This window comes from Pseudomonas sp. 21LCFQ02 (assembly GCF_024129895.2).
Lineage (GTDB): Bacteria > Pseudomonadota > Gammaproteobacteria > Pseudomonadales > Pseudomonadaceae > Aquipseudomonas.
Genome location: NZ_CM178749.1, coordinates 6,147,778 through 6,161,954, shown reverse-complemented (window position 1 = coordinate 6,161,954; position 14,177 = coordinate 6,147,778). Strand labels below are relative to the sequence as shown.

At 60.5% G+C, this 14,177-nt stretch carries 10 protein-coding genes; 9 read left to right on the top strand and 1 reads right to left on the bottom strand.

Translation table 11 applies throughout. The features are described from left to right. Nucleotides 1-5: 5 nt before the first annotated feature. The 9 genes from iolE to NJC40_RS27885 all read left to right on the top strand — a co-directional run bounded on the left by iolE (nucleotide 6) and on the right by NJC40_RS27885 (nucleotide 12,123). Nucleotides 6-902, top strand: a complete 897-nt coding sequence (gene iolE / locus NJC40_RS27925) for a myo-inosose-2 dehydratase (RefSeq protein WP_045482258.1) — start codon at nucleotides 6-8, stop codon at nucleotides 900-902. A gap of 11 nt (nucleotides 903-913) precedes the next feature. Further along, a complete protein-coding gene (gene iolB, locus NJC40_RS27920) occupies nucleotides 914-1,723 on the top strand; it encodes a 5-deoxy-glucuronate isomerase (protein WP_253142962.1) in 810 nt (269 codons plus the stop codon). Between the two features lie 306 nt (nucleotides 1,724-2,029). After that, on the top strand, nucleotides 2,030-3,967 hold the full coding sequence (iolD, locus tag NJC40_RS27915) for a 3D-(3,5/4)-trihydroxycyclohexane-1,2-dione acylhydrolase (decyclizing) (RefSeq protein ID WP_253142961.1): 1,938 nt from the start codon (nucleotides 2,030-2,032) through the stop codon (nucleotides 3,965-3,967). Between the two features lie 218 nt (nucleotides 3,968-4,185). Then, nucleotides 4,186-5,196 (top strand): bifunctional inositol 2-dehydrogenase/D-chiro-inositol 1-dehydrogenase, encoded by a 1,011-nt coding sequence (gene iolG, locus NJC40_RS27910; RefSeq protein WP_253142960.1) that lies wholly within the window; start codon nucleotides 4,186-4,188, stop codon nucleotides 5,194-5,196. A 347-nt stretch (nucleotides 5,197-5,543) separates the two neighbouring features. After that, a complete protein-coding gene (locus NJC40_RS27905; protein ID WP_253142959.1) occupies nucleotides 5,544-6,473 on the top strand; it encodes a sugar ABC transporter substrate-binding protein in 930 nt (309 codons plus the stop codon). 206 nt (nucleotides 6,474-6,679) lie between these two features. Next, on the top strand, nucleotides 6,680-7,909 hold the full coding sequence (locus tag NJC40_RS27900; protein ID WP_253142958.1) for a maltoporin: 1,230 nt from the start codon (nucleotides 6,680-6,682) through the stop codon (nucleotides 7,907-7,909). A 375-nt stretch (nucleotides 7,910-8,284) separates the two neighbouring features. Continuing rightward, a complete protein-coding gene (locus NJC40_RS27895) occupies nucleotides 8,285-9,841 on the top strand; it encodes a sugar ABC transporter ATP-binding protein (RefSeq protein ID WP_253142957.1) in 1,557 nt (518 codons plus the stop codon). Between the two features lie 70 nt (nucleotides 9,842-9,911). Then, nucleotides 9,912-10,937: an ABC transporter permease gene (locus NJC40_RS27890; protein ID WP_253142956.1), complete on the top strand. Its 1,026-nt coding sequence runs from the start codon at nucleotides 9,912-9,914 to the stop codon at nucleotides 10,935-10,937. 64 nt (nucleotides 10,938-11,001) lie between these two features. Then, nucleotides 11,002-12,123: a Gfo/Idh/MocA family protein gene (locus tag NJC40_RS27885; RefSeq protein WP_253142955.1), complete on the top strand. Its 1,122-nt coding sequence runs from the start codon at nucleotides 11,002-11,004 to the stop codon at nucleotides 12,121-12,123. Between the two features lie 288 nt (nucleotides 12,124-12,411). Here NJC40_RS27885 and NJC40_RS27880 read toward each other — a convergent pair whose 3' ends face one another. After that, on the bottom strand, nucleotides 12,412-13,665 hold the full coding sequence (locus NJC40_RS27880; RefSeq protein ID WP_045482210.1) for a ribonucleotide-diphosphate reductase subunit beta: 1,254 nt from the start codon (nucleotides 13,663-13,665) through the stop codon (nucleotides 12,412-12,414). Between the last annotated feature and the right edge of the window lie 512 nt (nucleotides 13,666-14,177).

Here is a 14,177-nt window from a genome sequence, read left to right as displayed (position 1 = left end):
TGGACATGACTCAAACCAAAGTGAAGATCGGCATCAACCCGATCTCCTGGGCCAACGACGACCTGCCTTCGCTGGGCGGCGATACCCCGCTGGACACCATCTTGCGTGAAGGCAAGGAAATCGGTTTTCAGGGCTTCGAACTCGGTGGCAAGTTTCCCAGCGAGCCCGATGCCCTGCGCGATGTGCTGGGCCAATACGACCTGGAACTGGTGTCCGGCTGGTACTCCAGCGGCCTGGCCCATCGTGACGTCGAAAGCGAAATCGCGGCCATCGAGCCGCACCTGCGACTGCTGGCCGAGAACGGCGCCAAGGTGATGGTCTATGGCGAAGTCGCCGGTTCCATCCAGGGCCAGCGCGTGCCGTTGATCGAGCGGCCGAAATTTCATAGCGATGCCGCCTGGCAAACCTACGCTGACAAGATTTCCCGGCTCGCCGAATTCACCCTGTCACGTGGCGTGCGTCTGGCGTACCACCACCACATGGGCGCCTATGTCGAAGCGCCTGAGGACATCGACCGGCTGATGTCGCTGACCGACCCGCAAGTGGGGCTGTTGTTCGACTCGGGGCATTGCTACATGGGCGGCGGTGATCCGCTGAGCGTGCTCAAGAAACACATTGGCCGTGTCTGTCACGTGCATTTCAAGGATGTGCGCAAGGACGTTGTGCAGTTGGCGCGCAATAACCAGTGGAGTTTTCCCGATTGCATCATCAATGGCACCTTCACCGTACCGGGTGATGGCGACATCGACTTCGCCGCGCTGCTGGGCGAGCTGGTCAAGGCTGATTACCACGGCTGGCTGGTGGTCGAGGCCGAGCAGGACCCGGCCGTGGCGCCGGCCTACGAATACGCCCAGAAGGGCTATCAAACCCTGCGCGATCTGGTGGCGCGTCTCTACGCCTGAGGAGGACTGTGATGAACCTGCTGGTCAAAGCCAACAAACAGACACCGACCCTCGTCGAGGTCCCCGTCGATGCACTGGAGTATGTCGATTTCAGTGCCCATCAACTGGCTGACGGCGAGTCTCTGAACATCACCGGCGATGATCGCGAGCTGTGCGTGGTGCTGTTGCTGGGCAAGGTCACCGCCGCCTGCGAGCATGCCCGTCATGGCCATCAGAGCTGGGAGCACATCGGCGAGCGGCAGAGCGTGTTCGAGGACAAATCGCCTTATGCCCTCTACCTGCCGCCGCACACTTCGATCAGCATCCAGGCCCATGGTCGCGCCGAGGTTGCCCTATGCCGCGCGCCGGGCAACCCCGAAGAAACCCGCGCGCCACGGCTGATCGAGCCGGCGGACATGAAGCGTTCGGTGCGTGGCAAGGGCGCCAACACCCGCTATGTGTGCGACATCCTGCCGGACACCGCCGAGGCCCATTCGCTGTTGGTGGTGGAGGTGATCACCCCGTCCGGGCACTCTTCCAGTTACCCGCCGCACAAACACGACACCGATGACCTGCCGGCCCAGAGTTTCCTTGAGGAAAGCTATTACCACCGCCTCGACCCGGCTCAGGGATTTGTCTTTCAGCGGGTCTACACCGACGACCGCTCGATTGATCAGGCGCTGGCCGTGGAAGACAGCGACGTGGTGCTGGTGCCCAAGGGCTACCACCCGGTCTGCGTGCCTTATGGCTACACCTCCTATTACCTGAATGTCATGGCCGGGCCCAAGCGGGTCTGGAAGTTTCATAACGATCCGCAGCACGAGTGGCTGCTTGACCTGTAGGCAATCGCACCGGTGAAGTTGCCAGCAGAGCTGCCTCCCACAGGACCGAGCGGGCCTTGACTGATCCTGGCAGGAGCCGCTTTAGCGGCGAAGCGTCGCGGCTACAGCCAGTACCGTTCAATGCCGCACAGATCGAACCGAGGGTGAGCAGTGGCTACTTGTCGTTCTAACGCTTCGTTGCAAGCTCGCACGGCCTGGACGATGTGCAGTCGGCGTTACAGGCGAGCATCAGCCATTTGCGCGAGTGCGTGACCCATGGCAAGGCGGCGTGAATCCCGCTCTGAAGACGATAAAAAAGGTGAGTACATGAGCACGATCCGACTGACCATGGCCCAGGCGCTGGTCAAGTTTCTCGATAACCAGTACGTCAGTGTCGACGGTGTTGAAAGCAAATTCGTCGAAGGCATTTTCACCATCTTTGGCCATGGCAACGTGCTTGGCCTGGGCCAGGCGCTGGAGCAGGACGCCGGTTCGCTGGTGGTCCATCAGGGCCGCAACGAGCAGGGCATGGCGCATGCGGCGATCGGCTTCGCCAAGCAAAACCTGCGGCGCAAGATCTATGCGTGCACCTCGTCGGTGGGGCCGGGGGCGGCGAATATGTTGACCGCTGCGGCCACCGCCACGGCCAATCGCATTCCATTGCTGTTGCTGCCCGGCGATGTCTACGCCAGCCGCCAGCCAGACCCGGTGCTGCAGCAGATCGAGCAGTTCCATGACCTGTCGATCAGCACCAACGATGCGTTCCGGGCGGTGAGCAAATACTGGGACCGGATCAACCGTCCCGAGCAGTTGATGAGCGCCGCAATCAGTGCCATGCGGGTGCTCACGGATCCGGCCGAAACCGGTGCGGTGACCTTGTCGTTGCCGCAGGACGTACAGGGTGAGGCTTACGATTACCCGACGTACTTCTTCGCCAAAAGGGTGCACCGTATCGAGCGGCCCCGGCCGAGCGAAGCGGTGCTGGAAGAGGCCGTGGCCCTGCTCAAAGGCAAGCGCAAGCCGCTGCTGATCTGCGGTGGCGGGGTCAAGTATTCCGGGGCCGGGCAGGCACTGCAGCGCTTCGCCGAGAAGTTCGGGATTCCCTTTGCCGAAACCCAGGCGGGCAAAAGCGCGATCGTTTCTGCCCATGAGCTGAACGTCGGTGGCATCGGCGAGACCGGCTGCCTGGCGGCGAACACGCTGGCCAAAGAGGCCGACCTGATCATTGGCGTCGGCACCCGTTACACCGATTTCACCACCTCATCGAAGTGGCTGTACCAGAACCCCGAGGTGCAGTTTCTCAACCTCAATATCGGCCGCTTCGACGCGGGCAAGCTGGACGCACTCGCGGTGCTCGCTGATGCCCGTGAGGCGCTGGGCGAACTGACCACGCGATTGGCCAGCAGTGGCTACAGCGCCAGTTGGGGCAATGCCGTCGCCGAGGCGCGCGAGGCCTATCGGGCGGAGATCGAGCGGGTCTACGGCGTCGAATATGACGCGCAGAATTTTGTCCCGGAAGTGGCCGATAGCATGCCGCCTGCGGTGCTCGAAGAGTTCATCGAACTGACCGGCTCGTGCCTGACCCAAAGCCGGGTACTCGGCGTTCTGAATGCCAGCCTCGAGGCCAGCGACATCATCGTCGGTGCCGCCGGCAGCCTGCCGGGCGACCTGCAGCGGGCCTGGCGGACCCTGGGCGAAAACACCTACCACATGGAATACGGCTATTCATGCATGGGCTATGAGGTCAATGCCGCGCTGGGCGTGAAGCTCGCCGAGCCGCACAAGGAGGTTTATGCGCTGGTCGGTGACGGTTCCTACCTGATGCTGCATTCGGAGCTGGCCACCTCGATCCAGGAGCGGCGCAAGATCAACGTGGTGCTGCTCGACAACATGGCCTTCGGGTGTATCAACAACCTGCAGATGGGACACGGCATGGGCAGCTTCGGCACCGAGTTCCGTTACCGCAACCCCGAGACCGGCAGGCTCGATGGTGGCCTGGTCCCGGTGGATTTCGCCATGAGTGCGGCGGCCTATGGCTGCAAGACCTACCGGGTCAGCACTGTTGATCAATTGCAGGCTGCCCTGCAGGACGCTCGCCAGCAGACGGTCTCGACCCTAATCGACATCAAGGTGCTGCCCAAGACCATGATCCACGGCTACCTGTCCTGGTGGCGGGTCGGTGCTGCCGAGGTGTCGACCAGCGAGCGGGTCCAGGCCGCCTCGCGCACCCTTAAAGAGAACATCGCCAAGGCCCGGCAGTATTGATCATCGGTTGCAACTGAATGACACCTCTAAAAACTACCTGCGTTGCCATCGCAGCGTTGAGAACCGGCTCAAAATGCTCATTTACAACTCGTAAAGTCGAGCGCGACTCTGACCGTTTTTCGCCGGTTCTCGCCTTGTGCTGGCTGCCTCGCCTACGTTTTTAGAGGTGCCCTGAAGTGTACGTTCGAACATAAAAATTCCAGATGGAGAACACAAACGTGACGCTAAACATCGGTGTAATCGGAACAGGGATGATCGGTCAGGACCATATCCGCCGTTGCCACTTCGCGCTGTCTGGCGCGCAGATCGTCGCGGTCAACGACATCAACCCTGAGCAGGCACGCAAGGTGGTACAGGACCTGGGTATCGAAGCCGAGGTCTACGTCAGCGGCCACGAGTTGATCGACGCGGCCAACGTCGATGCCATCCTCGTCACCTCCTGGGGGCCGAGCCATGAAGAGTTCGTGCTTTCGGCGATTCGTGCCGGCAAGCCGGTGTTCTGCGAGAAGCCGCTGGCGGTCACCGCCCAAGGCTGCAAGAACATCGTCGAGGCCGAGATGAACCACGGCAAACGTCTGGTTCAGGTTGGCTTCATGCGCCCCTACGACCAGGGCTATCGGGCACTCAAGGCGGTCATCGATCAGGGCCGTATCGGCGAGCCGCTGATGCTGCATTGTGCCCATCGCAACCCGACCGTAGCGGATACCTACACCACGGAAATGGCCATCGTCGACACGCTGATCCATGAGATCAATGCCCTGGCCTGGCTGCTTGATGACCAGTATGTGTCAGCCCAGGTCATTTATCCGCGCAAGAGCTCCCAGGCGCTTGCCCACCTCAAGGACCCGCAGATTGTGTTGCTGGAAACCGCCAAGGGCGTGCGTATCGACGTCGAGGTGTTCGTCAACTGTCAGTACGGCTATGACATTCAGTGCGAAGTGGTCGGCGAGAAGGGCATCGCTCGCTTGCCCGAGCCGTCTTCGGTGCAGACGCGCAGTGGCGCCAGGCTGTCGACCGACATCCTCATGGACTGGAAAGAGCGCTTCATCGAGGCCTACGACGTCGAGTTGCAGGCGTTCATCAATAGTGTCGCTGGCGGCAGCGTTCAAGGCCCCAGTGCCTGGGATGGTTATACCGCAGCGGTCACTGCCGATGCCTGCATCGCCGCCCAGCGCAGTGGCTTGATCGAGCCGATCAAGCTGCCGCAGCGTCCGGCGTTCTATGGCTGATTGAGGCCGGGAGACTGTAGAAATTTAATTTCTATAATGTGTTGATGTGGAATTAAAATTCCAATAGATTGGTTTTCAGTAGCCGTAACGCCTGCTTGCCGGTGATCGCTGGCAAGCGGACCTTCCAAAAACAACAAGACAGGTACCGGCCCATGAATATCTCCTTACCACCCCTGCGCCACAGGCTCCGCGCCATGGTCCCGCTCGCAGGGGCTTTGCTTGCCTCATGCGTTGAGCGTGCCCTGGTGATGATGCATCACCCCTACGTTCCGTGTGTGCCGCCGCAACGGCGCTGAGCGATTCCTCAGTTCATATTCCGCTATAACAATAACGATCGGAGTCAATCCATGCGCATCAAGCCACGTTTTGCCGCTGTCGCTCTTTCACTGTTGATGACCAGCACTGCCGCGCTGGCGGACATCAGAATCGGGGTCAGCATGTCGTCCTTCGATGACAACTACCTCACCTATCTGCGCGAATACCTGAGCGCCAAGGCCAAGACCGATGGGGTAAAGCTGCAGTTCGAAGATGCCCGCAGTGATGTGGTCAAACAGTTGAACCAGGTCCAGAGCTTCACCAGCCAAGGGGTCGACGCGATTATCGTCAACCCGGTGGACACCGCGGCGACCCGAGGTATCAACGAAGCGGCCAGCAAGGCCGGTATTCCGCTGGTCTACATCAATCGCAAACCGGACGATCCCAAGCTGCCCGAGCGTGTCGTGAGCGTCACCTCGGACGACAAGCAGGCCGGGCGCCTGCAGGCCGAGTACATCGCCGACAAGCTTGGCGGCAAGGGGCAGGTCGCGATTCTGCTCGGTGAGCTGGCCAACAACTCCACCCAGGGCCGCACCGCCGGGATCAAGGAGGTGCTGGCCAAATACCCCGACATGAAGATCGTTGAAGAGCAGACCGGCATGTGGCTGCGTGACAAAGGCATGGACCTGACCAGCAACTGGTTGCTGGCTGGCAAGCAGATTAATGCTGTGCTGTCGAATAATGACGAGATGGGCATCGGCGCCGCCATGGCCCTGCGCCAGGCCGGGCAAAAGGATGTGCTGGTCGCCGGTGTCGACGGTACGCCTGATGGCTTGGCTTCGATCAAGCGTGGCCTGCTGACGGTATCGGTGTTCCAGGATGCCAAGGGCCAGGCCGAGGGCTCGCTGGATGCCGCCGTGAAGATGATCAACAAACAGCCGGTCGAGCAGAACATCCTGATCCCGTTTCGCCTGATCACTCAGGACAACCTCGCCGAATTCCAGGCGCTGACCAAGCAGTAGCGGTACTGCCCGGAGCAACGGCTCCGGGTTGCCAGGTCTGCTATGCCGGGCGCGGGCGATAGCTGTTCGCTCGCGCCATCTCCCCTGAATGCCCCCGACACTTGCCGGTATCGCGCTGGCGAGGCGTTCGCGTGCGCGTACAAAACGGCCCGGCAGCAGTAATTGATCCAGACGCTTCGAAAAACAACAACAGACGGAGTGATGCAATGAGCAGTACAACGATCAAGACGGGGCTGGTGTTCAGCGCGCTGGTGGCCGTGCAACTGCCAGCCCATGCACTGGAGTTCACCGGCTATCTGCGTGGCGGCCTGGGCGAGTCTTCCGGTTCCGGGTCCCAGCGCTGTTTCAAGCTGCAGGGGGCACAATCGAAATATCGCCTCGGCAACGAGTGCGAGCAGTATGCCGAGCTGTCATTGGAGCAGGAGTTCGTGACGCTCGATGATGGCTCCAGAGTTGGCGCGTTTGGCATGGGCAGCCTGTACAACCAGTACGACCGCACGCCGACGTTCAACGGTGAGCGTGGTGAAATCCGGTTGCCGCAGGCCTACGGCTACTGGAAGAACGTGGCAGCGCTCAACGGCGGTTCCTTGTGGGCGGGGCGGCGTTACTACAAACGTAATGACATCTCCATTTCTGATTTCTATTACTGGAACCAGAGTGCCACCGGGGGCGGCATCGAGAATGTCGAGCTCGGTGGCTTGAAATACAGCCTGGCGTTTTCGCGCAAGGACAATTTCAACCAGAAAGACTACGTCAACCGCTATGACTTCAACGTCGCCGGCTTTGACACCAACCCCAATGGCAGTCTGGAAGTCGGGGTGAGCTATCTGGACAAACCTTCCAATCGGCCCAATGCCAACAGCGGCTGGGCACTGACCTTGCAGCACAAGCAGCAGAATTTCATGGGCTGGAACGGGGTGAACACCATCGCGTTGCAGCGCGGCCAGGGGCCGGGCACCGGTTTGGGCAGCACCGGCGACAATAACCTCAGCAGCGCGGACGTGTCTTACCGGATACTCGATTTCTTCGACTGGCAGATTACCCCGCGCTGGGGCGGCCAGGTCGCGGCCGTGTACCAGAAAGACCGGCGACCCAACGGTGACGACCTGCGCTGGACCTCGCTCGGTGGGCGTCTGGTGTACGGCATCAGCGAGCAGTTCAAGTTCTCCACCGAGCTCGGCCATGATCGGGTGCAGGCACCGGGCGGGACGCGGCAACTGAGCAAGATTACCCTGGCGCCGACCTGGTCACCCAAAGGGCCGCAATTCAAATCGCCCACCGAGGTGCGGCTGTTCTATACCTATGCGACCTGGAACCGGGCGGCTCAGCAAGCGGCAGATCGCTACGATCCCGACTCGGCACTGTCCAGTACCGGCGCCTTCGGTTCCGACCTGCATGGCTCTAACATCGGCCTGCACATCGACCACAGCTGGTAAACACCGCGGCTAAAAAAAGCACCTGGCCTCACGGCAGGTGCTTTTTTGTGTCTGGAATAAGTAAGTAAACAAAATTCCAAAAACATGTTGACTGGAAAATATTTTCCAATAAAGTCGTCTTCAAGGTAGACGAATAAATGCCCGGTACGTCTCGGTACCGTAGCGACCAACAAAAATAAACAGGTGTCGTCATGCACATTTCTTGCTCCTTGCAAAGGCTCTTTGCTCCCTGTGGCCGGCTCCTGGCTACTGTAAGCCGGCTGCGTGATCCTGCTCATCGGCTGGTTACCCCAGCCAACGACGCACCATCCAAACAAAAATGATCCGACGCCCTTGGGCGCCAGTCGCCCTGGGCCACGTAAGGAGATCGTGAACATGCTCAGTGCTGCCCCTTCGCCAGCCACACTCGCCGCCGACCGCTCGGCCTCTTTGAACGGTGAGTTCCTGCTTGAAATCAGCCACCTGACCAAAGGTTTTCCCGGCGTGGTTGCCCTGTCCGATGTGCAACTGCGGGTACGGCCCGGCAGTGTGCTGGCGTTGATGGGCGAAAACGGCGCGGGCAAGTCGACGCTGATGAAGATCATCGCCGGCATTTATCAGCCGGATGCCGGCCAATTGCGCCTGCGCGGTGAGCCGATCAGCTTCGACAGCCCCTTGCAGGCCTTGCAGGCAGGCATCGCGATGATCCATCAGGAGCTTAACCTGATGCCGTACATGACCATCGCCGAGAACATCTGGCTGGGTCGCGAGCCCCTCAATGCGCTGCATATGGTTGATCACGGGGTCATGCATCGAAACACACAAGAGTTACTCGACCGCCTGCGCATGGACCTGGACCCTGAAGAGCTGGTCGGCAGCCTGAGCATCGCCGGTCGGCAGATGGTCGAGATCGCCAAGGCGGTGTCTTACGACAGCGACGTACTGATCATGGATGAGCCGACCTCGGCGATCACCGAGAAGGAGGTCGCCCATCTGTTTTCGATCATCAGCGACCTCAAGAGCCAGGGTAAGGGCATTATCTACATCACCCACAAAATGGATGAAGTCTTTGCCATTGCCGATGAAGTGGCAGTGTTTCGCGATGGCGCTTACATCGGTCTGCAAAGTGCCGAGAGCATGGATGGCGACAGCCTGATTTCGATGATGGTCGGCCGGCCGCTGACTCAGCTGTTTCCCGAGCGCAGCGCACCCACCGACAAGTTACTGCTGTCGGTGCGCGACCTGAGCCTGCAAGGGGTATTCGAGAACGTCTCGTTCGACCTGCATGCCGGCGAGATTCTGGGTATCGCCGGGCTGATGGGCTCCGGGCGTACCAACGTTGCCGAGACCCTGTTCGGCGTGACCCCGGCCACCTCCGGCGAGATCATCATCGACGGTGAGGCGGTGAATATGAGTGACCCCTGCCTGGCGATTCGCAAGGGCCTGGCGTTGCTCACCGAAGATCGCAAGGACACCGGCATCTTTGCCTGCCTGAGCGTGCAGGAAAATATGGAGGTGGCGGTGCTCTCCAGCCATACCAGCAGCGGTTTCGTGCAGCAGCAGCGGCTGCACGAACTGTGTGAAGAGATGCGGACGCAGTTGCGCGTCAAAACCCCCTCACTGGACCAATGCATCGCCAACCTGTCTGGCGGCAACCAGCAAAAGGCACTGCTGGCGCGCTGGTTGATGACCCACCCGCGGATTCTGATTCTTGACGAGCCAACCCGTGGCATCGATGTAGGGGCCAAGGCCGAGATCTACCGCCTGATCGCCGCCCTGGCCGACGAAGGTCTGGCGGTGATCATGATTTCTTCCGAACTGCCCGAAGTGCTCGGCATGAGCGATCGGGTCATGGTCATGCATGAAGGGCAGGTCACCGGTTTCCTCGATCGCGAGGACGCGACCCAGGAGCGGGTGATGCACCTGGCATCGGGCAACCCCATGATCCATTGATTCTGTGGAGCGGCGCCGCAGCGCCGCCCGCTCATCCGTCGGCCTATTCCAAGAACAAGAGGACCTTCCCATGACTGCCGTCTCCGACAAGAAGACCCTGGAAACACCCGCACCACGCCGCCGGCGGCGCATGCCCACCGAATTGGGTATTTTGCTTGTACTGTTCGGTATTGGCCTGGCCTTTGAAGCGTTCGGCTGGGTGATTCGCGACCAGAGCTTTTTGATGAACTCCCAGCGCCTGGTGCTGATGATCCTGCAAGTCTCGGTGATCGGCCTGCTGGCCATTGGCGTTACCCAGGTGATCATCACCACCGGTATCGACCTGTCTTCCGGCTCGGTGCTGGCGTTATCGGCGATGGTCGCTGCCAGTCTGGCGCAAACCTCTGATTTTGGCCGGGCGGTGTTTCCTTCACTGACCGACATGCCGGTCTGGGTGCCGGTCATGGCCGGCCTGTTCGTCGGGCTGCTCGCCGGTGCGGTGAACGGCAGCCTGATCGCCATTACCGGCATCCCGCCCTTTATTGTCACCCTCGGCATGATGGTCTCGGCCCGTGGCCTGGCGCGTTACTACACCGAAGGTCAGCCGGTCAGCATGCTTTCAGACAGCTATACCGCGATCGGCAATGGCGCGATGCCGGTGATTATCTTCCTGGTGGTGGCAGTGATTTTCCATGTCGCCCTGCGCTATACCAAATACGGCAAGTATACCTACGCGATTGGCGGCAACATGCAGGCCGCCCGGATTTCCGGGATCAACGTCAAACGCCATCTGGTCATCGTTTACAGCATCGCCGGTCTGCTGGCGGGGCTGGCCGGGGTGGTGGCTTCGGCACGTGCCGCGACCGGCCAGGCCGGCATGGGCATGTCCTACGAGCTGGACGCGATCGCCGCTGCGGTGATCGGCGGGACCAGTTTGGCGGGCGGCGTGGGCCGTATCACCGGTACGGTAATCGGCGCGTTGATCCTTGGCGTGATGGCCAGCGGCTTCACCTTCCTCGGCGTGGACGCTTACATTCAGGACATCATCAAGGGCGTGATCATCGTCGTTGCCGTGATCGTCGATCAGTACCGCAACAAACGCAAAGCCAAGCGCTGAACAAGCATCTTCCTTGCCCGGCGGCTGGCCTGCCGGGTCTTTTCTTCTGTCTTAGAGGTCTCTCATGCAAAGACTCGGTCTTGGCCTGATCGGCACCGGATTCATGGGGCGCGCCCACGCCCTGGCGTTTCAACATGCAGGTTCGGTGTTCGACCTGCCCCTGCAGGTCGATTGTGTGGCGCTGGCCGACGCTGACCCGGCACGGGCCGCCGACTGCGCGCGGGCCTGGGGCTTCCAGCTGGCGATGGGCTGGGAGGCGTTGATCAATGATCCGAATGTCGATCTGGTGGCGATCACCACGCCTAACCTGCTGCATCATCCAATGGCCATGGCGGCGCTGGCCGCAGGCAAGGCGGTGTACTGCGAAAAACCGCTGGCCGCGACCCTGGCAGAGGCCACCCAGATGCGCGATGCCGCCCGCGCTGCCGGTGTGGTCACCCGTGTCGGTTACAACTACCTGCAAAACCCGATGCTCGGCCTGGCCCGTGAACTGATTGCCAGTGGTGAGCTGGGCGAAATCGTCGGCTACAGCGGCGAATTCAGCGAAGACTTCATGGCCGACCCACAGGCTCCATTCGGCTGGCGCTGCGAAACCCGTCAGGCCGGTGGAGCGCTGGCCGACCTTGGCAGTCATATCCTGTCACTGTCGCGCTTTCTGCTCGGTGAGGTCGACAGCCTTTGCGCCGACCTGCACACCGTGCATGCCCAGCGGCCTTCAACCAACGGGCCGCGTCAGGTCGAAGTCGATGACCAGGCGCATATCCTGATGCGCTTCGCCAATGGCGCACGCGGCACGCTGACGACCAGTTGGCTGCGCCATGGGCGCAAGAACCGGCTGTGCTTCGAAGTCACCGGTACACGGGGCACGCTGGTCTATGACCAGGAGCGGCTCAACGAACTGCGTCTCTACCAGCCCGGCTCACGGGTCGAAACCAGCGGCTTTCGTACCTTGCTGGCCGGACCGCAATTGCCTGGCTATGCAGCGTTCTGCCCGGCCCCAGGGCATCAGCTTGGCTATAACGAACTCAAGACCTTGGAAGTACATGGCTTGCTGCAAGCTCTGGCCGGTCAGCCGGGCAGCGCAGGGGTGGACTTTCAGGAAGCGTGGGAGGTCGAGCGACTGGCAGAAGCGGCGCGGCGTTCAGCCCAAGAGCAGCGTTGGGTGAAGGTGGGGGCGGTGGGTTGATGCGGTAGGAGTGCAAGCCTGGATTGCAATCGTTGCGACGGCTGCTTGCTGAGGGGGATGGGGGCTAACTCCAATACTGTTCAGATAAGCACTGCATGCCTTTGTAGGAGCGACCTTGGTCGCGAAGAGGGCGGCACATTCGCAGCAGATGTAGTGTTTTTACTGGCCTCTTCGCGAGCAAGCTCGCTCCCACCGGGTCCGCAGTGCTTATCTGAACAGTGTTGGGGCTAACGCTGTATCTCGGCACGCACCGAGAAACCCGGTGCGTGCTGAACCGTCATGCGGCAATCAATCCCAGCTCAACGCGCCGCCGGTCTGGTACTCGATCACGCGGGTCTCGAAGAAGTTCTTCTCCTTCTTGAGGTCCATGATCTCGCTCATCCACGGGAACGGGTTGGTGGTGCCTGGGTATTCTTCTTTCAGGCCGATCTGGGTCAGGCGACGGTTGGCGATGAACTTGAGGTAGTCCTCCATCATCGCCGCGTTCATGCCCAGTACGCCGCGTGGCATGGTGTCACGGGCGTATTCGATTTCCAGCTGGGTGCCTTGCAGGATCATCTGCGTGGCTTCTTCTTTCATCTCGGCATCCCACAGGTGCGGGTTTTCGATCTTGATCTGGTTGATCACGTCGATGCCGAAGTTCAGGTGCATGGATTCGTCGCGCAGGATGTACTGGAACTGCTCGGCGACGCCGGTCATCTTGTTGCGGCGGCCCATGGACAGGATCTGGGTGAAACCGCAGTAGAAGAAGATGCCTTCCAGAACGCAGTAGTAGGCGATCAGGTTGCGCAGCAGTTCTTTGTCGGTTTCCGGGGTGCCGGTCTTGAATTCCGGGTCGGAGATCGAACGGGTGTACTTCAGGCCCCAGGCGGCTTTTTTCGCGACCGACGGGATCTCGTGGTACATGTTGAAGATCTCGCCTTCATCCATGCCCAGCGACTCGATGCAGTACTGGTAGGCGTGGGTGTGGATCGCCTCTTCGAAGGCCTGGCGCAGAATGTACTGGCGGCACTCCGGGTTGGTGATCAGGCGGTACACGGCCAGCACCAGGTTGTTGGCAACCAGCGAGTCGGCGGTAGAGAAGAAGCCCAGGTTGCGCAGCACGATGCGGCGCTCGTCGTCGGTCAGGCCTTCAGGGTTTTTCCACAGGGCGATGTCGGCGGTCATGTTGACCTCTTGCGGCATCCAGTGGTTGGCGCAGCCGTCGAGGTACTTCTGCCAGGCCCAGTCGTACTTGAATGGCACCAGCTGGTTGAGGTCGGCGCGGCAGTTGATCATGCGCTTTTCGTCGACCGCCACGCGAGCCGAGGAGCCTTCGAGTTCAGCCAGACCTTCGGCGATGTCCAGGTCGTTCAGCGCCTGTTTGGCGCGAGCCACGGCAGCCGAGTCGCTGGAGGTGACGGCGCGCGCTTCAACGGCGGCGGCACCGCCGTCGGTGTCGAGGCGATCCAGCGCGCCTTCATTGCCTTTGGCAGCCTGGGCAGCGGGTTTGGCAGCGGCGACTTCGCCGTCTTCGTTATCGAACTCGTCCCAGCTCAGCATGGGTACATCTCCTGCTTGAGGGTCGCGTCGGGCATCTCTAAAAACTACCTGCGTTGCCATCGCTCAGGTTTCTAGAGGTGCCCTGTGTGACCGGTGAATTTCAAAGTATGGGCTGCCAGCGTTGCGAAGGGTTCGCTGGCAACGGAATTTTTCTCGATCTGTCGAGGCGTCTACGGTGTCGGGTGCTTGAGGCTGCGTTTTTTGCTTGGGCCACCGCGACGTGGGCAGTGGCAGGCGAGCCTGCGATACGAATCTCGGTTGTAGTCAGGTGAGCCGACATTGCGTGTGCAATTGGTCATGTGAGTACCCTGGATCAAGGGCGCGAAGTATACAGAATATTGCTGTGCACTGCTTCACCCGTTGAGAAAATCAGTTTGTGAAATCACTGCTTTGCGTATCGCTGCCGAGGGCTTTTTTCCTGCCGGGAAAACGCGCTCGGGTCACACTGAAAACGTCTATATTGTGTTTCTTTTTGAGTATTGGCACAAGATATAGTTTCATTGGCCGTCGAT